The following is a 25154-nucleotide window of genomic DNA, read 5'->3' on the forward strand; positions in this document are numbered from 1 at the left end:
AGCTTGTCGAAGTGCCCTTCGACAGGCTCAGGCGCCGGGGGAGCGGGTCAGGCGTCGAGGCTCGACATGACGTGCTTCAGGCGCGTGTAGTCCTCGAAGCCGTAGGAGGACAGGTCCTTGCCGTAGCCGGACTTCTTGAACCCGCCGTGCGGCATCTCCGCGACGAGCACGATGTGCGTGTTGATCCACACACACCCGAAGTCGAGGTCGCGGGAGACGCGGAGCGCCTGGCCGTGATCCTTCGTCCACACGCTCGACGCGAGGGCGAACTCGACATCGTTCGCCAACTCGATCGCCTCCTCCTCGGTTTCGAACGACTGCACCGTCAGGACGGGCCCGAACGTCTCCTGCTGCACACACGCGTCATCCTGACGGACCCCCGTGAGCACCGTGGGTGCGAAGTAGAAGCCGCGCTCGCCGACCCGCTTGCCGCCGGTCGCGATCGTCACGTGCTCAGGCAGCGCATCGATGACGCCCTGCACCTGGCCGAAGTGGTTGACGTTGTTGAGCGGGCCGTAGAACGCGTCCGGGTCCTCCGCGTCGCCGGTCACGGTCGCCTCTGCGGCCGCGACGAGCGCTTCGACGAACTCGTCGTGGATGCTGCTGTGCACGATGACCCGGGTCGCGGCCGTGCAGTCCTGGCCGGCGTTGAAGTAGCCGGCCTGGGCGATGCCCTCCGCTGCGGCGGCGATGTCGACGCCGGGGAACACCAGGACGGGCGCCTTGCCGCCGAGCTCCAGGTGCGCACGGTGCAGGTTCTTCGCCGCCGAGGTGGCGACGGCCTGACCGGCGCGGACGGAACCGGTGATGGCGACGAGCCCCGGCGTCGGGTGCTCCGTGAGGAACGTGCCGGTGGAGGCGTTGCCGAGGACGACGTTGAAGACGCCGTCAGGCAGGATGCCCTGCGTGAGCTTCGCGAGGACGAGGGTCGACTCCGGGGTCGTGTCGCTCGGCTTCAGGACGATCGTGTTGCCGGCGGCGAGGGCCGGGGCGATCTTCCACACGGCCATGAGGAACGGGTAGTTCCACGGCGTGACCTGACCGACGACGCCGATCGGCTCCCGACGGACCCAGGACGTGAAACCCTCCATGTACTCGCCGGCCGATTTGCCTTCGAGGACGCGGGCCGCGCCGGCGAAGAAGCGGAGCTGCTCCGCGCCGACGAGGACCTCCTCGGACTTGATCGTCGCCGACGGCTGCCCGGTGTTGCGGTGCTGCGCCTCGACGAGCTCGTCAGCGTGCTCCTCGAACGCGTCAGCGAGCTTCAGGAGCGCGGCCTGACGCTGGCCGGGGGTTGAGCGGTTCCACGTCTTCGCTGCGGCCTTCGCCGCTGCGTACGCGGCGTCGACGTCGTCGGAATCCGAGATCGGGGAGATCGCGACGACTGCTTCCGTGGCCGGGTTCACGACCTCGAGCGTTCCGGTGCCGTGCGCATCGACGAACGATCCGTTGATGAAGTTCTGGAGGGTCGAGCCTGACATTGCCGTTCCTTTCACGTGTGCCGCCTGCGGCCGGCACCTCGTCGTTGGCTCCCGAGGGAAGGTTGTGACGAGTATGCCGGTATCCGCCGCGTTGCGGAACACATCATGGTGATTTCGAGTGCGGTGCACCCGATCAGCTGCGTATTCGGTTGTGGTTCGGTCCGGTCGCTGAGCTTGTCGCCCTTCGACAGGCTCAGGGACCGGGGTGTGGGCCCTTCGACAGGCTCAGGGACCGGGGTGCGGGCCCTTCGACAAGCTCAGGGACCGAGCGGTGACTAGGGCGCGGGCGTCATCGTGTACTTCGTGGACAGGTACTCGTGGATGCCCTCGAGCCCGCCCTCTCGGCCGATGCCGGACTGCTTCACCCCGCCGAACGGTGCCGCTGCGTTCGAGATGACGCCGATGTTGAGGCCCATCATGCCGGTCTGCAACCGGTCGATCATCCGCTGACCGCGTGCGAGATCCTCGGTGAAGACGTAGGAGACGAGGCCGTACTCCGTGTCGTTCGCGAGCCGGACCGCCTCATCCTCGTCGGAGAACGAGACGATCGCGAGCACCGGCCCGAAGATCTCCTCACGGAGGATGTCGGACCCGGCCGCGACGCCCGTGACGACGGTCGGCTCGTAGAACGTGCCGGCGCCATCGATCGCCTTGCCGCCCGTGAGCACCTCGGCGCCGCGGGAGACCGCATCGTCCACGAGGGTCTTCGCCTTCGTGACCGCGCGGTCGTCGATGAGCGGCCCGATGGTCACGCCGTCCTCGGTGCCGCGGCCGATGCGGAAGCCCTGCACCCGCTCGGTGACGCGCTTCGCGAACTCGTCCGCGACACTCTCGTGGACGATGAACCGGTTGGCCGCTGTGCACGCCTGACCGATGTTGCGGAACTTCGCGGCGATCGCGCCGTCCACGGCCTTGTCGAGGTCGGCGTCCTCGAAGACGACGAACGGCGCGTTGCCGCCGAGCTCCATCGAGGTGCGGAGGACGTTCTGGGCCGACTGCTCGATGAGCTTCTGGCCCACGGGCGTCGACCCCGTGAAGCTCAGCTTGCGCAGGCGCGGGTCGGCGATGATCGGGGCGGAGACCGCACCGGATTCGGACGTCGTGATGACGTTGACGACGCCCTTCGGCAGGCCGGCGTCCTCGAGTAGCTTCACGAAGTACAGGGTCGTGAGCGGCGTGAGCTCTGCCGGCTTGACCACGACCGTGCACCCGGCGGCGAGGGCCGGGGCGATCTTGCGGGTCGCCATCGCGAGCGGGAAGTTCCACGGCGTGATGAGGAAGCACGGGCCGACCGGGTGCTGGGACACGATCATCCGACCCGTGCCCTCCGGGTTCGTGCCGTAGCGGCCGGAGATGCGCACGGCCTCCTCGGAGAACCAGCGGAGGAATTCGCCGCCGTAGGTGACCTCGCCGTTCGACTCCGCGAGCGGCTTGCCCATCTCGAGCGTCATCAGGAGCGCGAAGTCGTCGCGGCGCTCCTGAAGGAGGTCGAACGCCTTCCGGAGGATGTTCGAGCGGGTGCGGGGCGGGGTCGCAGCCCACTCGTCGGCCACGGCGACGGCCGCATCGAGTGCCGCCTTGCCGTCGGCGACGCTCGCATCCGCGATCGTCTTGATGACCTCGCCCGTCGACGGGTCGATCACGTCGAGCGTGCGCCCGCCCTCCGCATCGCGCCATTCGCCGCCGATGGAGAGGCCGGACGGCACCTTCGCGAGGAGTGCTGCTTCGCGGGGATCGGTCATGTGATGCTCCTTCTGATCGCTGTCTCTGAGCGGGGTTTGCGGTAATTGCGGTTGTGTGGCGGGTGGCCCTTCGACAGGCTCAGAGACCGGTTCTCGACCGCTGGGCCTGTCGGCCGGTCACTGAGCTTGTCGAAGTGTTGTGGTGTGGTGGCCCTTCGACAGGCTCAGGGACCGTGGGCCGGTCACTGAGCTTGTTGAAGTGCACCTGCTCGACCCGCCTGCGCTAGTTCGCCGCGAGGGCGGCGAGGACGACGTCGAGGCCCTCGTCGAGCAGGTCGACGGGGATCGTCAGTGGAGGCAGGAACCGGACGACGTTGCCGTAGGTGCCGCAGGTGAGCACGATGACGCCCTCCTGGTGCGACGCCTTCGCGACGGCGTTCGTGAGCGCCGCATCCGGTTCGCCGGTGGCCGGATCCACGAACTCCACCGCCATCATCGCCCCGCGTCCGCGGATGTCGCCGATGCGCGGGTCGCTCTGCTGCGCCGCTTCGAACTTCGCGCGGATGCGCTCCTCGATGACGCGGGCCGACGCTGCGAGGTCGTCCTCTTCATAGGTCTCGATCGCGGCGAGGGCTGCGACGCACGCGAGCGGGTTGCCGCCGTAGGTGCCGCCGAGGCCGCCCGTGTGCGGGGCGTCCATGATCTCGGCGCGGCCCGTGACCGCTGAGAGGGGCAGACCGCCGGCGATGCCCTTCGCCGTGATGATGACATCGGGGACGATGCCGAACAGTTCCGAGGCGAACATCGCGCCGGTGCGGGCGAAGCCGGTCTGGACCTCGTCGGCGATGAAGACGACGTCGTTGGCGCGCGCCCATTCGACGAGGGTGGGGAGGAAGCCGTCGGCCGGGACGATGAAGCCGCCCTCGCCCTGGATCGGCTCGATGATGATCGCGGCGAGGTTGTCGGCGCCGATCTGTTTCTCGATCTGCGTGATCGCGCGCTTCGCAGCCTCAGGGCCGGTCAGGCCGCCGTCGCGGAACGGGTAGGAGAGGGGAGCGCGGTAGACCTCGGAGGCGAACGGTCCGAACCCGCTCTTGTACGGCATCGACTTCGCGGTGAGTGCCATCGTGAGGTTCGTGCGGCCGTGGTACGCGTGGTCGAACGCGACGACGGCCTGCTTCTTCGTGTGGCTGCGGGCGATCTTCACGGCGTTCTCCACGGCCTCCGCGCCGGAGTTGAAGAGGGCCGTGCGCTTGTTGTGGTCGCCGGGGGCGAGCCGGTTGAGGGCTTCGGCGACGCCGACGTAGGAGTCGTAGGGCGTGATCGTGAAGCACGTGTGCGTGAACTCGTTGAGCTGCCGGGTGACCGCCTCGACGACGCGCGGGTTGCTGTTGCCGACACCCGTCACGGCGATGCCGGAGCCGAGGTCGATGAGGGAGTTGCCGTCGACGTCGACGAGGACGCCGCCACCGGCAGCCGCCGCGAACACGGGCATCGTGGTTCCGACACCGGAGGCGACCGCCGCGTGCTTGCGCGCCATACGTTCCACGGAGAGCGGGCCGGGGATGGCGGTGACGAGGCGGCGTTCCTGGGGGAGGGACGGTCCGCCGGTCGGGGTGGTCGATCGGTCTGCCGCGATGCTGGCGGACGTGTCGGTGATCGTCATCGATGCTCCGTTCCGTGGGTGGTGCAGCCATGCTAGGGAGTCGCGACGGACTGACGCCGTGCCAGTTTGTCGAATTTATGATGCATCTTTCGACGGATTGTCAGATCGACGTAGACTCGCGACGTGCCACCATCCCTCCGACAACTCCTCGACCGCCGCGAGCTCTCGCTCCGGCTCATCGGCGCCGGCCGGGTCCACGACGCCGACGCCGACACCGACGCGGGGGCCGACGCGGGGGCACCAGACGCCCTCGACGGCCCGGTCACCTGGGTGTCAGGCTCCGACCTCCTCGATCCGACGCCGTTCCTCGTCGACCAACAGGTCCTGCTCACCACCGGCACGTGGCTGACGGGTTCTGGGCCGGTCGATGTCGACGCGTACGTCGCCCGGCTCGTCACCGCCGGGGTCACGGGCATCGGATTCGGCACGGAGGTCGTCACCGCCGGGACCCCTGAGGTGCTCGTGCGCGCGTGCGCCGACGCGGGCATGCCGCTGTTCGAGGTGCCGTATCGGACCCCGTTCATCGCCGTCATCCGGTACGCGGCCGACCTCATCGCGGAAGCCGAGCGCGCCAGGGACACCTGGGCGATCAACGCTCAGCGGGCCATCTCCTTCGCGGCGCTCCGCCCCGATGCGACGCCGTCGATCCTCGCCGAGCTGTCCAGGCAGCTGGGACGCTGGGTGGCGTTGTTCGATGCGCGGGGCGCGCTGGCCGGGGTGCACGGGGTCGACGGGGCGCCAGGGGCACTCGTCGACGCAGCCGGCGCAGAGGCGCTGCGGCTGCTCCAGCGCGGACAACGGTCGAGCGCGACCATCACGACCGATGCGGAGACGGTGTCCCTGCAGACGCTCGGTCGGCGAGGCGACCTCCGCGGGGTGCTCGCGATCGGCGGCGTCGGTGCACTCGACGGCGCCGCGCAGACGGTGGTGACGTCGGTTGTCGCGCTCGCCGGGCTCTCGCTCGAACAGGGGCGTGCGCTGTCGCGGGCGACCGGGACGTTGCGGTCAGGGCTGCTTGCCGCGCTGCTCGGTGGGGCTGGGGCTGGGGCCGGGGCAGGTGCAGGTGCAGGTGCAGGTGGGGCTGCGGGTGCAGGCGGTACTGGCAGCGCGGGGGCCGGCAGCGGTGGCGGTGCGAGCGGCCCGGCCGGCGGCATCGGGGGGTCCGATCGTGTCTCACTGGTCCGGAACGTCACGAGGCAGCTCGGGACGCCGCTGCCGGCAGAACCGGTCCGCGTCGCGGTCTGGACCGTGTCCGGCGGGGCGCGGGACGTGCTGCTCGCCGACCTGGAGGGGCTGCGCGAGCGGCGGCCGGGAGCGGTGTTCGCGGCCGCCCTGGGAGGTGAGGTCATCGCGTGCCTGCCGGCGGACATCGCGTATGGACTCGTGCGGGAGATCGTCGAGGGGCACGATGCTGCGGGGGTCGACGGCGGATCGGCCGAGCGGTTGCACGCCGGGCTGTCGGACCCGGTGCTGCACGCCGAGGTCGCGGCAGGGCTCGACCAGGCGCGTCTGGCCCTCGATCAGCGCTCCGGCGACGAGGTGTCGGTGACGCGATTCAGCGATCTGGCGGTCGGCGGGGTGCTCGGGCTGTTCGATGCTCCGCAGTTGGCGGCGGTGGCTCAGGCGGTCTTGCAGCCGGTCCTCGACGTCGACCGTGCCGAGGGTGCGAATCTCCTGGAGAGCGTGTCGGTGTGGTTGTCCACCAACGGCCAGTGGGATCCAGCGGCGAAGCGGCTCGGCATCCATCGGCACACGCTGCGCGCCCGGATCACGCGGGTCGAGCAGCTGACCGGACATCGTCTCGACGCCTTCGAGGCCCGCACGAACCTCTGGCTGGCCATCCGTTCCCTCCCCTGACGCGTCTCGCCGCCCGCACCGCCCTCCACAATTGCTCCACAATTCAGGAAGAAAAACAGAATTCAGGACGAATCGGCGCTGTTCGGGTCCGAATCGTCCTGAATCGCGGAAAAGTTCCTGAATTGTGGAAGGGGTGGGCGGGGTGGGGCAGGGCGGGGCGGGAGGTCAGGCGTGGAGGGAACGGAGCGCTGAGACGACGTCCGTGTGCCACCGACGGGCGGCAGGGAGGACTCCGGTGAAGATCGAGGCGTCGTGCGTGACGCCGAGGTACTGCGTCGCGCTCGCATCAACACCGGCCGCCCGCAGCGCCGCCGTGTACGCGGCGCCGTCGCCACGCAGCGGATCGAACTCGGCCGTCAGGATCACAGCGGGCGGCAGACCGATGTGCGACGCGGCGAACAGCGGTGACGCGTAGGCCTCCTTCGCCTGCGCCCGCGAGGGCAGGTAGGTCTTCGCGATCGACCGCATCTCCCGGATCGCGAGGATGCGCGGCACATGCATCGCGCGGACCGGAGCCAGATCGATGTGCCGCCCCGTCAGATCGACGACCGGCACCTCCAACACCTGCAGCGCGATCGGCAGACCGGCGCGCTCGCGGTTCATGATCGTGACGACGGCGGCGATGTTCGCCCCGGCCGAGACCCCCGACACCGCGATGCGCCCTGGATCGATCCCGAGTGACTCAGCATTCGCGAACAGCCACTCCAGGGCGGCGTAGGACTGCTCGACCTGCGTCGGATAGCGATGCTCCGGCGCGAGCGCGTAGTCGACGGCCACGATCGCGACGTCCGCATCGGCCGCCCGGCGACGGAAGGCCGCATCGGTCGTCGGGTAGTCGATCCCGCCGATGCGGAACGCGCCGCCGAAGAACGACAGCACGCCCGGGATCGGCCGATCGGTCGTCACCGTCCTGCCCGGGTAGTAGATGCGCACGCGGACGTCCGGGAACCGGTCGACCGGGACCGTGTGCTCCACGGTCAGGACGCGCGGACCGGGCGTCCCGATCGTCTGCAGCTCCTTCTTGTCCCAGTTGAGCGCTGCTTTCCGATGTGAGGCGCGTGTCTTCTTCTTGCGGGGAACCTTGGGGGTGTTGGCGGGGACAGCAGCGTGCGGTGCTCGGGGCCCTTCGACGGGCTCAGGGACCGGTGCTCTGGGCCCTTCGACAGGCTCAGGGACCGGTCTGGATTCAGGGGGCCGTTTGGGGGCGCGGACCGGTGCGGGCTTCGCCGCTGCTCGCTGCGCTGCTTGCGCGCCGCCCCGCGGATGCAGCAGGAACGCCTTCGCCTGCTCCAGAGCGGTGGAGATCAGGTACTTGCGGTGTGTGCGCAGACGCTCCGTGAAGATCGGGTCGAGGGGCATGCCGTCCGCCTTCCTGGTGCTCCTGCGATCAGCCGACAGCCGTCGACGATCCCAGCAGTCTAGGCGCGGCCGCTCCTGCCGCGGCGATGTCGGCTGCGCGGGAGGAGGAGAACCGCACGGGATAAGGACGGATTGTTGCGCATCGGCCTTGTCTGGGGCGGTTGTCCTTCTGGCGTGCGGGCCCTTCGACAGGCTCAGGGACCGGGGTGCGGCGCAGGGACGGGCCCTTCGACAGGCTCAGGGACCGGCGCGACAGGCTCAGGGACCGGGGTGCGCGGCGCAGGGACCGGGCCCTTCGACAGGCTCAGGGACCGGCGCGACAGGCGCAGGGACCGGGCGGAGGACGGACATCTGATATTCGCGGCGGTCAGGTGTCGTCGGCACTTCACCAGCCGTTCACCGTGCCGCCCCGCCCCGTTCGGGTGGCACTTCTAGCGTCGGTGATCGTACGCAGAACAACCGCGCGACCGGGCAGACACCGGGTGCGGAACCGCTGCAGACACCCCGGTCCCTGAGCCTGTCGAAGGGCACCGAGCACCGCACGCACCTCACCGCACGTCACAGCAGCGCCCAACGGCACCAGGCGATGGGCGCGACCGTTCTTTCGAAAGGGACGCTCACCACCATGAAGCTCACCATCGCCCGTACCGTCGCCCTCGGCGCAGCGGCATTCCTCGCACTCGGCCTCGCCGCGTGTTCGAGCGCATCGGCCTCCACCGACACCACGACCGACGCGGCATCGACCGGCGCCTTCGCCGTCGACGACCAGACCCTCGTCTTCGGCGTCGTCCCCGACAGCGTCGCAACGCAGACCAACTACCAGCCGCTCATGGACTACATCGCCAAGGAGACCGGCAAGAAGGTCGAGTACCACGAGTCGACCGACTACGCCGCGCTCATCGAGGCAGCCGTCGCCGGCAAGATCGACGTCGCATCGTTCTCCGGCTTCACCTACGTCACCGCCGTCAACAACGGCGCGAAGCTCACCCCGATCTCCTCCATCGTCACCAAGCAGGGCCAGGAGCCCGGCTACTACTCCGAGGCGATCGTCCCCAAGTCCTCGAGCATCACCAAGCTCGAAGAGTTCAAGGGCAAGAAGGTCTGCTTCGTCGACCCGTCGTCGACCTCCGGCTACCTCTTCCCCTCCTACAACCTGCTGAAGGCCGGCATCGACCCCGAGAAGGACGTCACCCCGGTCTTCGCCGGCAAGCACGACGTCTCCGTCACCAAGACCGGTGAGGGCGTCGAGTGCGAGGCGGGCTTCGCCGAGGACTCCGAGGTCGCCAAGAGCGACAAGGTCAAGGTCATCGACAAGACGATGGTCCCCGGCGCCCCGATCGTCGTCTCGACCGCCCTCCCGCAGGACGTCCGCGACACGCTCACCAAGACGCTCTCCCAGGTCACGATCGACCAGATCATCAAGGCCGGCATCAAGAACGCCGACAGCGACGCCTTCCGCGCGACCTTCTACGCGACCTCGCCCGTTGACGACAAGTACTACGACACGATCCGCGACATCTGCAAGAAGACCAACGCGAAGCAGTGCAAGTAGTCATCAGCATCGGCTGAATCCTCCCGGTCGCTGGGCGCTTCGACAGGCTCAGCGACCGGGAGATCCGGTTCAGCGCACACCCGGTCCCTGAGCTTGTCGAAGGGCGACACCCGGTCCCTGAGCTCGTCGAAGGGCACCACAACCGCACGACCACACCACCGGAAGGACCGACGACATGACCGTCACCGACCAGCAGGCCAACGCCACCGCTGCATCGACCGACGCCTCACCGGTGATCGCGTTGCGCGGCGTCACCAAACGCTTCGACTCGACGGTGGCGTTGAAACACGTCGACCTCGAGATCGGACGCGGCGAGATCGTCGTCCTCCTCGGCCTCTCCGGATCGGGCAAGTCGACGCTCCTGCGACACCTCGACGGCCTCGAACTCCCCACGGCAGGCAGCGTCAACGTCCTCGGGCAGGACGTGCCGGCGCTGCGCAGCCGCGAGCTGCGCCGCCTCCGCGCGAAGGTCGGGTTCGTCTTCCAGCAGTTCGAGCTCGTCCCATCGCTCACGGTCCTCGAGAACGTGCTCACGGGATCGCTCGCGACGGTCAGCGGACCGCGGCTCGGCATCATCGGCTACGGCCGCAGCCTCCGGCTCAAGGCGCTTCGCCACCTCGACCGCGTCGGCCTCCTGGAACGCGCCTATCAGCGCGCAGACACCCTCTCCGGCGGACAGCAGCAGCGCGTCGCCATCGCCCGCGCGCTTATGCAGGACCCCGACATCCTCCTCGCAGACGAACCCGTCGCCTCCCTCGACCCTGAGTCGAGCGACCAGGTCATGGCCCTCATCCGCGAGATCGCCGTCGACAGCGGGCTGACCGTCGTGTGCAGCCTCCACCAGGTGGACCTCGCTCTGTCCTGGGGCGACCGCATCGTCGGCCTCCGCCACGGCGAAGTGGTCCTCGACACCCCGACGGACGGACTCAGCAAAGCCGAGGTCATGGAGATCTACGGCCGCGTCGCCACCACGACCCGCGAGCTGCAGACGATCGAACGCGAACTCCTCATCGACGACATCCTCGGCGACCAGGAGGACGACATCCGCGACAACCTGGGCATCGACGCCCGTGTCGGCATCGACGGACGACCGATGGACGCCGATGAGGCGTGGGACGGCGATGCGGACGACGACGTCCCAGGGCGGTACATCGGGGAGCGGCGTGCTGCGGCGGGGGCGGGCCCTTCGACAGGCTCAGGGACCGGTGCGGGGGCGGGCCCTTCGACAGGCTCAGGGACCGGTGCGGGGGCGGGCCCTTCGACAGGCTCAGGGACCGGGACCGGGGCGACCGAGGACGGCGTCAGCTGATGGCCGTCACACTCGCCCCGACGCGCCCGCCAGGCGCCCAACGACCGGAGCCGGCCGACTTCCGCGACCGCATCCCATCGCGTCGGATCTCCACGCAGACGATCGCGGCATCGCTCACGCTCATTGCGCTCATCGGGTTCTCGATCTATTCGCTCATCGACGTGAACATCTCCATCCCGAAGATGATCGCGAGCTGGGGCAACGCGGTCAACTTCGTGAACCGCGTCGGCACGATCACCTTCCCGCCGCTCGACGAACTCATCGGCCTCACCGCCCTGACTCTCGGCATCGTCATCACCGGCACGGCGCTCGCCGCAGTCCTCTCGGTGCCCGTCGCGTACCTCTCCGCCGCGAACACCACGCCGGGCAACGGCTGGCGCGCCCTCGGACGCTTCATCGGCGTGTTCACCCGTGCCGTCCCCGATGTCGTCATCGCGATGATCCTCGTGCTGATGTTCTCGCTCGGATCCCTGCCAGGCATCATCGCCATCGGCATCCACTCCATCGGGATGATCTCCAAGCTGTTCGCCGATGCGATCGAACAGATCGACGAGGGGCCACGGCTCGCGATCTGCGCAGCAGGCGGTTCGAAGCTGCAGGAGTTCACGAGCGGTGTGCTGCCGCAGGTGCTGCCGTCCTGGGTCGCGACCGTGCTGCACCGCGGCGACATCAACCTGCGCGGCTCGGTGCTGCTCGGGTACGTCGGCGTCGGCGGGCTCGGGCGTGAACTGTCGCTGTCGTTCAAGTCGCTCGACTACTCGACGGGCATCGGGCTGGCGCTCGTCCTATTCGCGTTGTGCATCGTGATGGAGATCGTGTCGAGCACGATCCGGAAGTCGATGCTCGGGGTCGCGCCGAGCGGACGCGGCATCGGCGATCGGGTGGTGCGGGGGTTCGGTCGACGGAGTGGTGGTGAAGCGGGCGATGTGGTTGCCGCGCGGTCCCTGAGCTTGTCGAAGGGCACTTCGACAGGCTCAGTGACCGGCGGCGCGGGCACTTCGACAAGCTCAGTGACCGGGGGTTCGGCCTCAGCGACCGGGGGCGACGGCGACCGCATCGCCGCCGCCGCGCGCCGCCCATGGACGCCGGCCCGCATCAGGGGCACCGTGTACGGCTGGATCGGCGTCGCCGTCGTCCTCGGCGGCATCGTCGTCTCCGACATCCAATGGGGCGACTTCCTGACCGTGTGGGCGAAGGCGCCGGCGGTCCTCGGCAAGCTCTGGCCGCCGTCGTTCGGCACCTACCTGCCTGAGCAGATGTTCCAGGCGATGCTCGACACGATCGCGATCGCCTTCGCGGCGACCCTCATCTCGCTCGTGTTCTCGATCGTCGTCGGATCGCTCGCGGCACGCAACGTGGCACCGACCCCGGCGGTCCGCTCCGGCTTCCGCTTCCTGCTCGTGGGCATCCGCGGCATCCCGGAACTCATCCTCGCGATCCTGCTCATCGTCGTCACCGGGATGGGCGCGCAGGCCGGTGTGCTCGCGCTCGGGATCTGCGGTATCGGCCTGCTCGGGAAGCTCATCGCCGACTCCTTCGAGGAGGTCAAGGGCGGTCCGGAGCGTGCGCTCAAGGCGGTCGGCGCGACCAGGCTGCAGGTCTACGGGTCCGCGACGCTCCCGCAGGGTGTGAAGGCGCTCATCGGGCACACCTTCTACGCGCTCGACACGAACATCCGGGCGGCGACGATGCTCGGAATCGTCGGCGGAGGCGGCATCGGCTACTACCTGATCCAGGCGGACCAGGGCGGCAACTACGACCAGGTGACCGCGATCGTGCTCATGATCCTCTCGGTCGTGCTGGTCGTCGAGGGGCTCGCGATGTGGATGCGGCGGGTGTTCCGATGACGCGGGGCGCCGATGCGGAGACGTTCGACGTCGCGATCGTCGGGTCAGGGATCGTCGGTCTGGGGGCTGCGCTCGCGGCTGCCGATCGCGGGTTGCGCGTGGTCGTGATCGATCGCTCGGCCGAGGTGCAGGGTGCGACGGTGCGGAACTTCGGGCACCTGTGCGTGACGCCGCAGGCCGGGTTCGCGAGGGAGCTGGGGGAGCGTTCCCGCGAGATCTGGTTGCGGCTGCGCACGGAGGCCGATGTGTGGGTGCGCGAGAGCGGCACCTTCGTCGTCGCGCGGCACGAGGACGAGATGCAGGCGTTGCGTGAGTTCGCGGAGGCGTCCGCGGCCGGGCCCGCCGGCGTTGGTGCGGATGCTGGCGCCGGCGCCGCCCCCGCCGACGTCGATGTGCGGCTGCTCGACGCCGACACGTTCCGGTCGATGGCGCCCGTCGCGCCGGCTGACGTCGTCGGCGGCGCGTGGCTCCCGCGCGACCTGCAGACGAATCCGCGGCAGGCGGCCCCGGCGATCGCGTCGTGGTTGCGCTCGCGCGGGGTCGAGTTCCGGATGCGGACGGCGGTCACCGCGGTGCGGTCGGGCGTCGTCGAGACGACCCGTGGTGCGATCGCGGCCGGGAGCATCGTCGTCGCCGTCAACCACGACATCGACCAGTTGTACCCGGAGATCGCCGAACGCGAGGGCATCAGGCGCTGCGGCCTCGACATGATGCGCGTGCGCGGCCACCTGCGCGCGCCGTTGTACGCGCCGCTGCTCACCGGGTGGTCGATGCTGCGCTACGGCGCGTTCGCCGTGCTGCCGTCGATCGCGGCGGTCCGTGAACGACTGACCACGACGGAGCCGGGGCTCGCGGCACTCGATCTCAACCTCATGTCGACGCAGTTGCCGGACGGCAGCCTCATCGTCGGCGACACGCACTACCGGGGCGATGCCGTGCCGCCGTTCCAGAGCGAGCACGCGTTCCAGGAGCTGTTGCGCGCGACGGGTGAGCTGTTCGGGACGAGTGAGCTGCGCGTGATCGAGCGGTGGCAGGGCGTGTACGCGAGTGCGCCGGCCGACTTCCTCGTCGACGAGCCGGACCCTGGCGTCCATCTGGTCGCCGCGACGACGGGCATCGGCATGACGACGGGTCTCGCGCTCGGCGAGTACGCGGTCATCGCGGCCCTCGCCGGTCGGGCAGCAGCATCGTCCGGCCCCATCGCCACCCAGTCCCGTTCGCAATTCAGGAGCGGCTCGGCGGGTCGCGCCGGGACGCCGCATTCCGGCGCCGACACGCCGGCGCTCTCCTGAGTTGTGAACATCCGTCCGATCCGTTTTCTCTCGAAAGGCACACCATGACCACCATCCACACCTCGGGGACCGACCGGACCGCTGCCGTCGACGGAGGCGACTTCGACGAGCGCGACCTCGATGAGCGCCACCCCTTGGACACGACGGCTGCCGACGACCACGACCTCGACGACGAACTGGTCCTGGAGCTCGTCGTCCTCGACCTCGCCGGCACAACGGTCGCGGACGACGGCATCGTCGAGGAGGCGTTCCGGATCGCTGCGACGGCGATCGGCCTCGGCGACGAGGACGCGTTCGACGACGACGCGGACGACGACGAAGAGGACGACGAAGACGACGCGGACGACGACGACTCCGACGACGCGGAGGACCGCGCCCGCGAGGACGACGACGAGTACGACGAGGACGAAGACGACGCGGACGACGACGAGCACACCTCCGCCGACCGCTTCGACCGGGGCACCGGCATCGACGACGCCCTCGACTACGTCCGCCGCACGATGGGCCAGTCGAAGATCGACGTCTTCCGTGTCCTGACGGGTGGCGACGAGGAGCGCGCCCAGGCCGGCAACGCCGCGTTCGAGGCGGCGTACGCGCAGCTCATCACGGACGGCCGCATCGAGGAGATCCCCGGCGCAGGCGACACGATCCGCCTCCTCCGCGAGCTGGGCGTCACCGTCGTCCTGACCACCGGCTTCGCGCCGGAGACGCGCGACGCGCTCCTCGCGAGCCTCGGGTGGACGGACATCGCCGACCTCGTCCTCTCCCCGTCGGACGCTGGTCGCGGCCGTCCGGCTCCCGACCTGCCGCTCACCGCACTCATCCGCACGGGCACGAGCTCCGTCGACACGATGGTGGTCGTCGGCGACACGGCGAGCGACATCCTCTCCGGCATCAACGCGGGCGCAGCGCTCGTCGTCGGTGTCCTCACCGGCGCGCACGACGAGCACACGCTCTTCGAGGCCGGTGCCGACGACGTGATCTCGAGCATCGCGGAACTGCCTGCGCTCCTCGGTCTCGACTGACGGGCGGTCCGGGGGATGCACACCACACTCACTGCGCACGTCGGCAGCGATGTCCTCATCAAACCTTCACCCGTCGCGATGGTCTGGCAGGGGGTCGGACTGCCGCATCAGGCGATGGCCGTCCCCGGCGTGACGCTCGGCGCGGGCGACGTCCTCGTCGAGGTCGAGCTCGCGACGGTCTGCGGGTCGGACGTCCACACCGTGCTCGGGCACCGGAACGCGACGACGCCGCTCGTCTTCGGGCACGAGCAGGTCGGTCGGGTCGTTGTGGTCGGAGGGCCGGTGACCGCCGTCGACGGCACCGTGCTCGTGGCCGGGATGCGGGTCGTCTGGTCGGTCATCGTGAGCTGCGGCTCGTGCGACCGCTGCGTCGCCGGGCTGGAGCAGAAGTGCCGCCGGCTTGCGAAGTACGGGCACGACCGGGTGCACCGCGGCTGGGAGTTGAGCGGCGGGTTCGCGACGCACGTCGAGGTCCTGGAGGGGACGCCCATCGTCATCGTGGGGGAGACGCCGCCTGCCGAGGTGTTCGCGCCTGCCTCGTGTGCGACGGCGACCGCCATCGCTGCACTGGATGCCGCTGTGGAGTCGACGGCGCGCCCGCTGGCCGGGCAGGCCGTGTTCGTGACGGGTGCGGGGATGCTCGGGCTGACGGTCGCGGCGATCGCTGCTGATGCCGGTGCGCGGGTCGTCGTGTGCGACCCGGATCCCGGACGCCGGGCGCTCTCGCTGCAGTTCGGGGCGATCGCCGCGGTGGATTCCGCCGACGCCATCTCGGCCGCGAAGCTCGCAGCCGAGGTCGACGGGTTCCCGATCGCGATCGAGATGTCCGGCGCAGGATCAGCGGTCGAGGCCGCGATCGGGTCGCTCGGGGTCGGTGGGGCGGCGATCCTTGTCGGGAGTGTGTTCCCCGGGGTGCCGTTGACGATCGATGCGGAGCAGATCGTCCGGAACCTGCTGCAGGTGCGCGGTGTGCACAACTATCGTGCCGAGCACCTGTCGCGTGCGGTGGACTTCCTCACGGGCGCGTGGCGGCGGCACCCGTTCGCCGAGTTGGTCGGGGCGACGTTCCCACTCGCCGACGTCGACGCGGCGCTCGACCTGGCGGCCTCAGGGGCCCACCCCAGAGTGGCGCTGCGCCCCTAGCCGGCGGCGACGACGTGCAGGGCGTTCGCCCAGGGGTCCTGCACGCTGAGCGTCCGGCCGTCGTTGCTCGAGGGCAGCCGGTGGTGCCGCAGCCGCTCCTCGATGGCGCCGAGGTCGTCGGCCGTCGGGACGACGATGTCGATGCGGCCGAGCCCCAGCGCCGGCATCCGCGGGCCGGCGCCGCGGGAGTCCCACACGTTCATCGCCATGTGGTGGTGGTAGCCGCCCGCCGAGACGAAGAGCGCCTGGTTGCCGAGCGCCGTCGTCTGCTCGAACCCGAGCGTGCCGACGTAGAAGTCCCTGGCCGAGGCGACGTCGCCGACGGACAGGTGCACGTGCCCGACGACGGCGGGGCCGGGTGCGGCCGCCAGCTGCGCTTCGGTGAGGTGCTCGCGCAGGAACTCGTTGGGGTCGAGGTAGAGCGTCGCCATCTCGATCTGTCCGTGCACCCAGCTCCACTCGGTGCGCGCGCGGTCCCAGTACAGTTCGACGCCGTTGCCCTCGGGGTCGGTGAAGTAGAACGCCTGGCTGACGAGGTGGTCTGCGCTGCCGGTGAACGTCCCGGGCGCGTGCCTGGCGACGGAGTTGAGCGCTGCGGCGAGCGACGCCTGCGTGTCGAACAGGATCGCCGTGTGATACAGCCCGGCGGATCCCGATGCCGCGTGCCGCAGCTCAGGGGCGGCCTGGAGGATCACGATGGGCGTCGTCCCGCGGCCGAGCGTCACACTGCCGACATCGCTCCCGATGACCTGGAGCGTCACGGCGTCGCGGTAGTAGGCGGTCATCGCGTCGAGGTCGCCGACGAGGAGCGTGACGGCTCCCATCGCGGTGTCGCCAGCGAGCTTGTCGGCGTTCGTCGTCCCCAGATCAGCATTCATGTGCATAGAAACCATCGCCGACGCCGAGGCATTCCCGATGTCCGTCCACGCGCTCGGAGGAGCGATCGTGAAACGTCCTGGACACATCTGAGCAACCCGCGAATCGCCCCCGGACGAGTCGCACCCGAACAGGCGCGATCCGCCTGTCCTCTTTTCAGGGGACAACCCCCGCGCGATCCCGCGGTACGACTGAGAAGTAGGCGGTCCACACGGACCGGAATGCACGCCATCTGAGGTATCTTGTCGACATGACGGTCTCCGCGCGGCACCCCGGGGTGGTTCGCGTTGGCGGCCGCCTGATGGTGGTGGATCCGTTCGCGGACCGAGGTGAACTCACCGAGGCCCAGCTGCAGGTCAAACGGCTCAGGATGCGCCTCACGATGCTCTTCGGCGGCTTCCTCGTCTTCGTCGCCATCATCGTCGGCGGCCTGCTCGGAGCCATCGCGGACGGGCTCATCGCACGCGGCCGCGGCCAGAGCTTCTCGCTGTCACTCCCCGGATCCGACCCGAACTGGGTGCCAGGGCTCGATGTCGCCGGCGCCGTCCTCGGGGTCATCCTCGCGGTGTTCCTGCTGGTCGCTCGCGGAGAGCGGCGCCGTCGCATTGGATCGATCTACGGCGGTCACCAGCCCTCCCGCTGGATCGATCCGCTCAACGACCACCTCATCGGGCTCGACGACGATGTCGCCTGGACGGAGCTCTGGACGCTCAGCCGGATGTACTCGGCCGCAGAGCGTGCCCAGCGCGAGCTCGTCCAGATGGGGGCGACGCAGCAGGAGGTCGGCACCGAGAGCGCCCAGCGGGTCGCCGATGCGCAGTTCATCGCGAACGACACGAGGGCCGCGTTGGAGAAGACCGCGCAGCAGATGGGGGTCACGGTCCCGACAGGGCCGCTGCCCGATGCGCAGGCGATCCTGGCGAACGGTGTCAAGCAGCGCGGGCGCAACGGTCGTCGGAATTCTTCCGCCGCCGGTCTCTGAGATCGGTTTCGGCCGCCCGATCAGCGCTGCGACGGCGAGGACGTCAGGCGTTCGAGGAGTTCGCGATAGCGCGCCGTCGTCTGCTCGACGATGTCCTGCGGGAGCGCCGGCGGGGTCGACCCCTCCGCCTGGTCCCAATTGGCGGCCATCCAGTCGCGCACGATCTGCTTGTCGAAGCTGGCCATCCGCTCCTCCGGTGATCCGCCGGCCGCGTACGCCGCCGCGTCCCAGTAGCGGCTGGAATCGGCCGTGAGCACCTCGTCGGCGAGCGTGATGACGCCGGTCGCCGGGTTGCGGCCGAACTCGAACTTCGTGTCCGCGAGGATCACGCCGCGAGCCTCGGCGATCGTCGACGCGGTGTCGTAGATGGCGAGCGAGAGGTCCTTGAGAGCGACCGCGTCATCCTCTCCGATGAGTTCGATCATGCGGCTGAAGCTGATGTTCTCGTCGTGTTCGCCGAGCGGCGCCTTGTAGGCGGGCGTGAAGAGCGGCTCAGGAAGACGGTCGCCGTTGCGGAGGCCAGACGGCAGCGGGATGCCGCACACGCTCTGGCTGGCGACGTATTCCTTCCAGCCGGAGCCGGTGAGGTAGCCGCGCACGACGCACTCGATGGGGAACATGTCGAGACCGATGACGAGCATCGCCCGCCCGGAGAATTCGGTCGGGATGAGCTCACGGACCGTGTCGTCGGCGTTCTGCGCGTGGTCGGGCAGGAGGTGGTTCGGGATGTCCGACAGCTGGTCGAACCACCACAGGCTGAGCGCGGTGAGGAGTTCGCCCTTGCCGGGGATGCCCGGTTCGAGGACGTGGTCGAACGCACTGACCCGGTCGCTCGCCACGACGAGCATCCGATCGGTGCTCCCGTCGGCCGGCGCGTAGAGGTCGCGCACCTTGCCGGAGTAGGTGTGGGTCCAGCCGTTGGGTTCCGTGGTTTCGCTCACCGGAACATTATCCCGTACGGCGGGTGGTGCGATCGGCGGTGGGCGAGTGCCCGACATCTGATGGTTGCATCGGTGCATTCCGCGGGGTATATTCCATGTGGAATAGTTCACGCGGAGCTTTATCCGAGCCCAGACGCACACACGGAGAGGATACGATCATGGTCGCAAAACCACTCGGCGCCCTCGGCGTCGCAGCCCTCGGGTTCCTCAACGAACGCCCCATGCACCCCTACGAGATGTACCAACTCGCCGTGCTGCGCCAGGAGGACCGGGTCGTCAAGGCGAGCGCCGGCTCCCTCTACCGCGCCGTGTACGCCCTCGAACGCGACGGCCTCGTCCGCGACGTCGGCACCGACCGGGACGGCGCCCGTCCGGAGCGGACCACCTTCGAGATCACCGATGCCGGACGAGAGGCGCTCACCGATCGTCTCGTCGAGATGCTGCGGACCCCCGTCAACGAGTTCCCCGAGTTCGCCCTCGCCATGGCGGAGGCGCACAACCTCACGCGCGAGGTCGTCTGCGGGCTCCTGCGCGAACGACTCGTCGCCAGACGCCGCGAGATCGCCGAGACCGATGCGCGCGTCGCGGATGTCGTGCTGCGCAACGTACCCCGCGTGTACTGGATGAACGTCGGATACACGCAGGCCCTCGCCCACGCGGAGGTCGAGTGGACCGAATCCCTCCTCGCGGAGATCGAATCCGGCGAACTGCCCTGGCACGACCCGGACCACCACCACTGCTCCATGTCCCACATCCACGACGGCGCATCGGTGTCGGAGGTCGCCGCCAGAATCGACTCCGGCGACCATCGGACCGACGACAACCGACCCTCGCCGATCTCCTCCCCGAGCGGCTAGCCCGCACCGTCGGCCCAGCATCGTCCCCGGTTCGCCCCCGCACCGCCTCCAGCACCATCGGAGGGCGCGGACAGGCCGCCGAACACCCCAAGTTCTCGCACCGGCGCGCACACCCTCAGTGTCCGCGCTCGCTCGTAGACCGCCGCCGCGGCATCCCGCGGCAGCCACCGCCTCAGCTCAGAAAGCACGAAGCATGTCACAGACAACCACCAAGAACACCGCAGTGCGGCCCTGGCCGGCGCTCTGGTCGCTCGTCATCGGGTTCTTTATGATCCTGATCGACACGACCATCGTGTCCGTCGCGAACCCCTCGATCATGAAGGGGCTCGACACCGACATCAACAGCGTCATCTGGGTGACGAGCGCCTACCTCCTCGCGTACGCCGTCCCCCTGCTCATCACCGGCCGCCTCGGCGACCGCTTCGGCCCGAAGAACCTGTACCTCATCGGGCTCGTCATCTTCACCCTCGCATCGCTCTGGTGCGGCCTGTCCGGCACGATCGAGATGCTCATCGTCGCCCGCGTCATCCAGGGCCTCGGCGCAGCGCTCATGACGCCGCAGACCATGGCCGTCATCACCCGCATCTTCCCGCCGGACCGCCGCGGTGCGGCCATGGGCCTGTGGGGCGCGACCGCCGGTGTCGCGACGCTCGTCGGCCCGATCCTCGGCGGCGTGCTCGTCGACGGCTTCGGCTGGGAGTGGATCTTCTTCATCAACGTGCCCGTCGGCATCGTGGGCTTCATCATGGTGTGGCGGAACGTCCCGCACCTCGCGACCAGCGCACACAAGTTCGACATCCTCGGTGTGGTGCTGAGCGCCATCGGCATGTTCCTGCTCGTGTTCGGCATCCAGGAGGGGCAGACCTACGACTGGGGCACCATCACTGGGCCGATCACGGTGTGGGGCCTCATCATCGCCGGTGTCGTCGTCCTCGCGCTGTTCGTCGGCTGGCAGGCGATCACGAAGGGCGAGCCGCTCCTGCCGCTCGGTCTGTTCCGCGACCGCAACTTCTCCGTCGGCAACCTGGCGATCTCCACCATCGGCTTTACGATCACGAGCATGTCCCTCCCGCTCGTGTTCTTCTACCAGACCGTCCGCGGCCTGACACCGACGCAGTCCGCCCTGATGCTCGTGCCGATGGCCGTCATCTCCGCCGGCCTCGCACCCGTCGTCGGTCGCGCCATCGACAAGGTCAATCCGAAGTGGTTCGCCCTCGCCGGCCTGCTGCTTCTGTCGTTGGCGCTCGGCTGGTACTCGCTGCTGCTGACGCCGGAGCAGCCGATCTGGATGCTGCTGTTCCCGAGCGCGATCCTCGGGTTCGCGAACGGCTTTATGTGGGGACCGGTCTCCAACCTCACGACCCGCAACCTGCCGCAGCACCAGGCGGGCGCCGGATCAGGCGTGTTCAACACGACCCGTCAGATCGGCGCCGTCCTCGGCAGCGCCGGCATCGCCGCGCTCATCCAGTCGCGTCTCGCCGCGAACCTGCCGGCTGCTCCTGGCGGCACCGGTGGGGCCGGCGACGTGACCGGATCCGAACTGCCGGAGGCGCTCCACGCCGGATTCACCACCGCGATGTCGCAGTCGCTGCTGCTCCCGGCTGCGCTCGCGCTCGTCGGCGCCGTTGTGGTGCTGTTCTTCCAGAAGCCCAAGGCGGCCGCCTGGTCGACGCCGGAGACCCGCACGGGCCAGCAGGCCGCGGCGGCGGCTCCGGAGGTCGCGGTCGTCGACTGACGTCGCGCCCGTCGTCGTTCGTCGTTCGTCGGTCCTCGTCGTTCGTCGACTGACGTCGCGCCCGTCGCCTCACACGCCCAGCTGCACCCGAATCCCGTCGGACTCCCCGGTCGGCGGGATTCGTCGTCCCACCTCCGCTCGCGAACTGTCAGTCGTGGCGGTTCTCCGTCGTCCAGAACAGCCACCACTGACAACTCGCGAGCTGGCAGTCGTGGCCGTTCTGGCGGCCTGAAAGCAGCCAGGAGTGACAGCTCGCGGGCTGAGGCGGGCTGGGTCCGGGGCGGCTAGGAGAGCGGGAAGAAGGGGGTCAGGGCCGCGGAGAAGGAACGGGGCTGCTCGATCCAGGGATAGTGACCGCAGTCGTCCAGGACGACCGCCTGACCGTAGGGGAACCGCTCCGCGAGCGCGACGACCGGGGCCAGCCCCGTCAGGCCGTCCTCGGCCCCGGCGACCACGAGCACCTGCGCTCTGACCGCCTTGAGCGCATCGCGCAGTTCGTAGACGGCCTCATCGTCGATCGTGCGGACGAACGCGTCCTGCGCCACAGGATGCCACGCGCCGAGTTGCTCGTGGGCCTTGGCCGCATCGTTCCAGACCGCCCACGCTGCTGGAGCGAGCCTGGGGAAGAACTGGTTGCCCGTCGCGGAATCCGGGGCCGACATGATGCCGGGCACCGCATCGAGGAAGTCCGGATACCAGTCCTCACCGGCGTGCTTCGCGATGATGCCTGCGCTGTCGTCGTCGGTGTCCACGAGCCAGGTGGCCGGCGGTGTGACGAGGCAGAGGCGTTCGACGTGCTCGGGGTGTGCAGCCGCATACGCGATCGCGACGCGTGTGCCCGCCGAGTGCCCGAGGAGCTCGATGCGGTCGAGTTCGAGCCAGAGACGCAACGCCTCGACATCCTCGGCGAGACCCGGCCACGTCGCGGCGGCGGCGCCAGCCTCCGTGTCCGGACCGGACTCCGATTCTCCGACGCCGCGCTGATGCAGTACAACGAGCCGACGTCGCGAACTCAGCCCGCCGAGATCGCCCAGGTACTCTGGGTGCCGCGCCGGACCGCCCGCCAGGACGACGAGCGGTGGGAGCGAGGCGTCGCCGATCAGGTCGACGTGCAGACGGGTCCCGTCATGGCTGGTGAAGCTCGGCATCGGTATGTCCCGTCTGGTCAGTCGGCGACGCGCGCCGCGATGTCGGTGCGGTACTGGCCGCCTTCGAGCTGGATGCGGCCGATCGCGTCGTACGCACGGGCCCGCGCCTCGGTGAAGGTGGTGCCCAGGGCGACCACGTTCAGGACGCGCCCGCCCGTCGCGACGAGCCCGCCGTCGACATCGGCCGTCGCCGCGTGGACGAGGTGCACACCGTCGACGGCGACAGTCTGGTCGAGCCCCGTGATGGGTCGCCCCGTGACGGGCTTCTCCGGGTAGTTCTCGCTCGCGAGGACCACGGTGACGGCGCTCGCCTCCGCGAAGGCCGGCTTCGGCTGCTGCGCGAGCGTCCCGGTGGCCGCGCCGAACAGCAGTGCGGACAGCGGCGTGACGAGGCGGGGGAGGACGACCTGCGTCTCCGGGTCGCCGAAGCGCGCGTTGAACTCGATGACGCGGATGCCGCGCTCCGTGAGGATGAGGCCGGCGTAGAGGAGGCCGGAGAACGGGTTCTTCTCGGCGGCCATCTGCTGGACGACGGGGATCGCGATGGTCTTCAGCACCTCGTCGACGAAGAGGTCCTCTCCGCCGAAGCGCTCGTCGAGCCACGGGAGCGGGGAGTACGCGCCCATGCCGCCCGTGTTGGGGCCGGCATCGGCGTCGAGCAGGCGCTTGTAGTCCTGTGCGGGGGAGAGCGGGTAGACGGTCTCGCCGTCGGTCACGAAGAAGAGCGAGACCTCCGGGCCCTCGAGGAACTCCTCGACCAGGACGCCGCCGTAGCCGAGCCAGTAGGTGGCGTGCTCGATGGCGGCATCGCGCTCGGTCGTCACGAGGACGCCCTTGCCTGCTGCGAGGCCGTCCGCCTTGACGACGTAGGGCGCGCCGTACTCGTCGAGTGCAGCGATGGCGTCCTCGACGGTCTCCGCGCGAACCGCACGGCCCGTCGGCACACCGGCCTCGTCCATGATGCGCTTGGCGTACGACTTGGAGCCTTCGAGCGCTGCGGCTGACCGGTTGGGGCCGAACACGGGGATGCGGGCTGCGCGCAGCTTGTCCGCGACGCCCGCGACGAGCGGTGCCTCCGGACCGATGACCACAAGATCGACCCCTTCATCGCGGGCGAAGTCGCGCACGATCGACGGGTTCTCCTGATCGATGCCGACCACGGTGACGTCACCGGCGATGCCGATGTTGCCGGGGGCCGCGATGATCTGGTGGCCGGCTTCCTCAGCGAGGAGGGCCTTGATGATGGCGTGCTCACGGGCACCGGAACCGAGGACGAGGATCTTCACGCGTACTAGCCTAGGGCGCATGGCACGACCTCGGATCACGGATTCCACCGGCAGGGCAGCTCTCCAGCAGGCGTTGGCCGGACCGGGGGCGTCACGCACCGACATCGCGACAGCCGTCCGCTACCTCCTGGAGCTGCTCGTCGAGCGTGCGCCGGGGAACACGGTCGAGGTGCGGGTGCCGCCGTTCGGGGCCGTGCAGTGCATCGAGGGCCCTCGTCACACGCGCGGAACCCCGCCGAACGTCGTCGAGATGGATGCGCAGACGTGGCTCTCGCTCGCGAGCGGAGGGGCGACGTGGACCGAGGCCGTCGCGACCGGCAAGGTGCACGCCTCCGGTCAGCGCGCCGATCTGACGGGACTCGTCCCGCTCCTCCTCCCGCGCTGACCCCTGTCGCTTCTGCCCGCGAACTGTCAGTCGTGGCTGGCTAGAGCGGGCTGAAACCCGCCACGAGTGTCAACTCGCGAGCTTGTAGCGTTCGAGGAGCAGATGGACTGCTTCGCGGACGAGTTCACTCTGCTTCTTGCCAGTCTGTGCTTCGAGGAGTTTGAACGCGGCGAAGTCGGCTTCCGCGATTCGCCCTTTGACGAGCGGAGACGGGCCGCTGGTCGCTGTGCGCCCGAGCTTCGGACGTCCGGCGCGGATGGCAGCTTCGATAGCCTCATCGTCGCCGTACTGCTCGAGGAGGAACGCGCGTCCTGCCGCCGCAGCTGCTTCGCCCGTGAGGGGTTTCGCAAGGGACCCGCCAGTCGGCTGAATGGGAAGCCTCTCGTCGGTCAATCGCGCAGCGAGCGCTTCGTAGTCGGTTTCGTCAGTCATTGCGATGCTCCTCCCGGTAGATGCGGTACTTGGATCCGAGTTCCATGGCATGGAAGACGATGGCCTCTCGCCCGTCGTCGAACTCACGCACCAGAATCTCCAATTCACGTTCGGTTTGGGCGTGTGCGGGCCCGATGAACAGTCGGATCCGCCCGTCGCGACCGTCCTCCTCATCGGGAAGGGACTGTACGAGGGTCGCGTGCAGCATCGCGTAGATCTGGTCGCCTCGGGGGATGCCGTGTTTGAGGCTGGACGTTTCCTATCGTGGTGCCATATCCGAAGATACCATTGTGTGTCCG

General features: G+C 69.2%; 19 protein-coding genes and 1 pseudogene. 11 read left to right on the plus strand and 9 right to left on the minus strand.

Features of this window, described 5'->3' with window-relative positions:
• Positions 1 to 47: 47 nt before the first annotated feature.
• The 3 genes from ACL9RL_RS14095 to gabT all read right to left on the minus strand — a co-directional run bounded on the left by ACL9RL_RS14095 (position 48) and on the right by gabT (position 4829).
• The gene (locus ACL9RL_RS14095) at positions 48 to 1481 is read right to left on the minus strand and encodes an aminobutyraldehyde dehydrogenase (RefSeq protein WP_422780896.1); all 1434 of its coding nucleotides are present in this window, start codon (positions 1479 to 1481) and stop codon (positions 48 to 50) included.
• 275 nt (positions 1482 to 1756) lie between these two features.
• On the minus strand, positions 1757 to 3223 hold the full coding sequence (locus ACL9RL_RS14100; protein WP_422780897.1) for an NAD-dependent succinate-semialdehyde dehydrogenase: 1467 nt from the start codon (positions 3221 to 3223) through the stop codon (positions 1757 to 1759).
• A gap of 223 nt (positions 3224 to 3446) precedes the next feature.
• Complete coding sequence (gene gabT / locus ACL9RL_RS14105; RefSeq protein ID WP_422780898.1) at positions 3447 to 4829, minus strand: 4-aminobutyrate--2-oxoglutarate transaminase; 1383 nt, start codon at positions 4827 to 4829, stop codon at positions 3447 to 3449.
• Positions 4830 to 4952: 123 nt separating this feature from the next.
• On the opposite strand from gabT, the gene ACL9RL_RS14110 reads away from it, so the two are divergent.
• Entirely contained in the window at positions 4953 to 6686 is a 1734-nt protein-coding gene (locus ACL9RL_RS14110) for a helix-turn-helix domain-containing protein (protein ID WP_422780899.1), read from the plus strand.
• Positions 6687 to 6851: 165 nt separating this feature from the next.
• Here the strand turns inward: ACL9RL_RS14110 and ACL9RL_RS14115 are convergent, their stop codons facing one another.
• Positions 6852 to 8045 carry an alpha/beta hydrolase fold domain-containing protein gene (locus ACL9RL_RS14115; protein ID WP_422780900.1) on the minus strand — a complete coding sequence of 398 codons (1194 nt, stop codon included), beginning with the start codon at positions 8043 to 8045 and terminating at the stop codon, positions 6852 to 6854.
• A 625-nt stretch (positions 8046 to 8670) separates the two neighbouring features.
• Between ACL9RL_RS14115 and ACL9RL_RS14120 the strand changes: the two genes are divergently transcribed.
• The 6 genes and pseudogenes from ACL9RL_RS14120 to ACL9RL_RS14145 all read left to right on the plus strand — a co-directional run bounded on the left by ACL9RL_RS14120 (position 8671) and on the right by ACL9RL_RS14145 (position 16213).
• Positions 8671 to 9597: a phosphate/phosphite/phosphonate ABC transporter substrate-binding protein gene (locus tag ACL9RL_RS14120; protein ID WP_422780901.1), complete on the plus strand. Its 927-nt coding sequence runs from the start codon at positions 8671 to 8673 to the stop codon at positions 9595 to 9597.
• A gap of 175 nt (positions 9598 to 9772) precedes the next feature.
• Positions 9773 to 10606 (plus strand): annotated as a pseudogene (gene phnC / locus ACL9RL_RS14125) (phosphonate ABC transporter ATP-binding protein); the annotation flags it as partial.
• A 299-nt stretch (positions 10607 to 10905) separates the two neighbouring features.
• Positions 10906 to 12753: a phosphonate ABC transporter, permease protein PhnE gene (gene phnE, locus ACL9RL_RS14130; RefSeq protein WP_422780902.1), complete on the plus strand. Its 1848-nt coding sequence runs from the start codon at positions 10906 to 10908 to the stop codon at positions 12751 to 12753.
• Complete coding sequence (locus ACL9RL_RS14135; RefSeq protein WP_422780903.1) at positions 12750 to 14045, plus strand: TIGR03364 family FAD-dependent oxidoreductase; 1296 nt, start codon at positions 12750 to 12752, stop codon at positions 14043 to 14045. The genes phnE and ACL9RL_RS14135 overlap by 4 nt, the downstream gene beginning before the upstream one ends.
• A 44-nt stretch (positions 14046 to 14089) precedes the next feature.
• Positions 14090 to 15070, plus strand: coding sequence for an HAD family hydrolase (locus ACL9RL_RS14140; protein ID WP_422780904.1), 981 nt, complete (start codon positions 14090 to 14092; stop codon positions 15068 to 15070).
• Positions 15071 to 15085: 15 nt separating this feature from the next.
• Positions 15086 to 16213: a zinc-binding dehydrogenase gene (locus tag ACL9RL_RS14145; RefSeq protein ID WP_422780905.1), complete on the plus strand. Its 1128-nt coding sequence runs from the start codon at positions 15086 to 15088 to the stop codon at positions 16211 to 16213.
• Here ACL9RL_RS14145 and ACL9RL_RS14150 read toward each other — a convergent pair.
• Positions 16210 to 17091 (minus strand): VOC family protein, encoded by an 882-nt coding sequence (locus ACL9RL_RS14150; protein WP_422780906.1) that lies wholly within the window; start codon positions 17089 to 17091, stop codon positions 16210 to 16212. The genes ACL9RL_RS14145 and ACL9RL_RS14150 overlap by 4 nt on opposite strands.
• A gap of 248 nt (positions 17092 to 17339) precedes the next feature.
• On the opposite strand from ACL9RL_RS14150, the gene ACL9RL_RS14155 reads away from it, so the two are divergent.
• A complete protein-coding gene (locus tag ACL9RL_RS14155) occupies positions 17340 to 18071 on the plus strand; it encodes a hypothetical protein (protein WP_422780907.1) in 732 nt (243 codons plus the stop codon).
• A gap of 20 nt (positions 18072 to 18091) precedes the next feature.
• Here ACL9RL_RS14155 and ACL9RL_RS14160 read toward each other — a convergent pair whose 3' ends face one another.
• The gene (locus tag ACL9RL_RS14160) at positions 18092 to 19069 is read right to left on the minus strand and encodes a phosphoribosylaminoimidazolesuccinocarboxamide synthase (protein WP_422780908.1); all 978 of its coding nucleotides are present in this window, start codon (positions 19067 to 19069) and stop codon (positions 18092 to 18094) included.
• A gap of 101 nt (positions 19070 to 19170) precedes the next feature.
• Here ACL9RL_RS14160 and ACL9RL_RS14165 point away from each other — a divergent pair, with 101 nt between their 5' ends.
• Both ACL9RL_RS14165 and ACL9RL_RS14170 read left to right on the plus strand, forming a co-directional pair.
• Positions 19171 to 19869, plus strand: coding sequence for a PadR family transcriptional regulator (locus tag ACL9RL_RS14165; protein WP_422780909.1), 699 nt, complete (start codon positions 19171 to 19173; stop codon positions 19867 to 19869).
• Positions 19870 to 20062: 193 nt separating this feature from the next.
• Positions 20063 to 21604 (plus strand): DHA2 family efflux MFS transporter permease subunit, encoded by a 1542-nt coding sequence (locus tag ACL9RL_RS14170; RefSeq protein WP_422780910.1) that lies wholly within the window; start codon positions 20063 to 20065, stop codon positions 21602 to 21604.
• Between the two features lie 284 nt (positions 21605 to 21888).
• On the opposite strand, the gene ACL9RL_RS14175 is transcribed toward ACL9RL_RS14170, so the two are convergent.
• Positions 21889 to 22752 (minus strand): alpha/beta fold hydrolase, encoded by an 864-nt coding sequence (locus tag ACL9RL_RS14175; protein ID WP_422780911.1) that lies wholly within the window; start codon positions 22750 to 22752, stop codon positions 21889 to 21891.
• A gap of 17 nt (positions 22753 to 22769) precedes the next feature.
• Positions 22770 to 24038 carry a phosphoribosylamine--glycine ligase gene (gene purD, locus ACL9RL_RS14180; RefSeq protein WP_422780912.1) on the minus strand — a complete coding sequence of 423 codons (1269 nt, stop codon included), beginning with the start codon at positions 24036 to 24038 and terminating at the stop codon, positions 22770 to 22772.
• 19 nt (positions 24039 to 24057) lie between these two features.
• On the opposite strand from purD, the gene ACL9RL_RS14185 reads away from it, so the two are divergent.
• Positions 24058 to 24423: a sterol carrier family protein gene (locus ACL9RL_RS14185; RefSeq protein ID WP_422780913.1), complete on the plus strand. Its 366-nt coding sequence runs from the start codon at positions 24058 to 24060 to the stop codon at positions 24421 to 24423.
• A gap of 69 nt (positions 24424 to 24492) precedes the next feature.
• Here the strand turns inward: ACL9RL_RS14185 and ACL9RL_RS14190 are convergent, their stop codons facing one another.
• Positions 24493 to 24855 (minus strand): ribbon-helix-helix domain-containing protein, encoded by a 363-nt coding sequence (locus ACL9RL_RS14190; RefSeq protein ID WP_422780914.1) that lies wholly within the window; start codon positions 24853 to 24855, stop codon positions 24493 to 24495.
• Positions 24856 to 25154 lie beyond the last annotated feature (299 nt).

This window comes from Plantibacter sp. Mn2098, from assembly GCF_049319745.1.
Classification (GTDB): Bacteria; Actinomycetota; Actinomycetes; order Actinomycetales; family Microbacteriaceae; genus Plantibacter.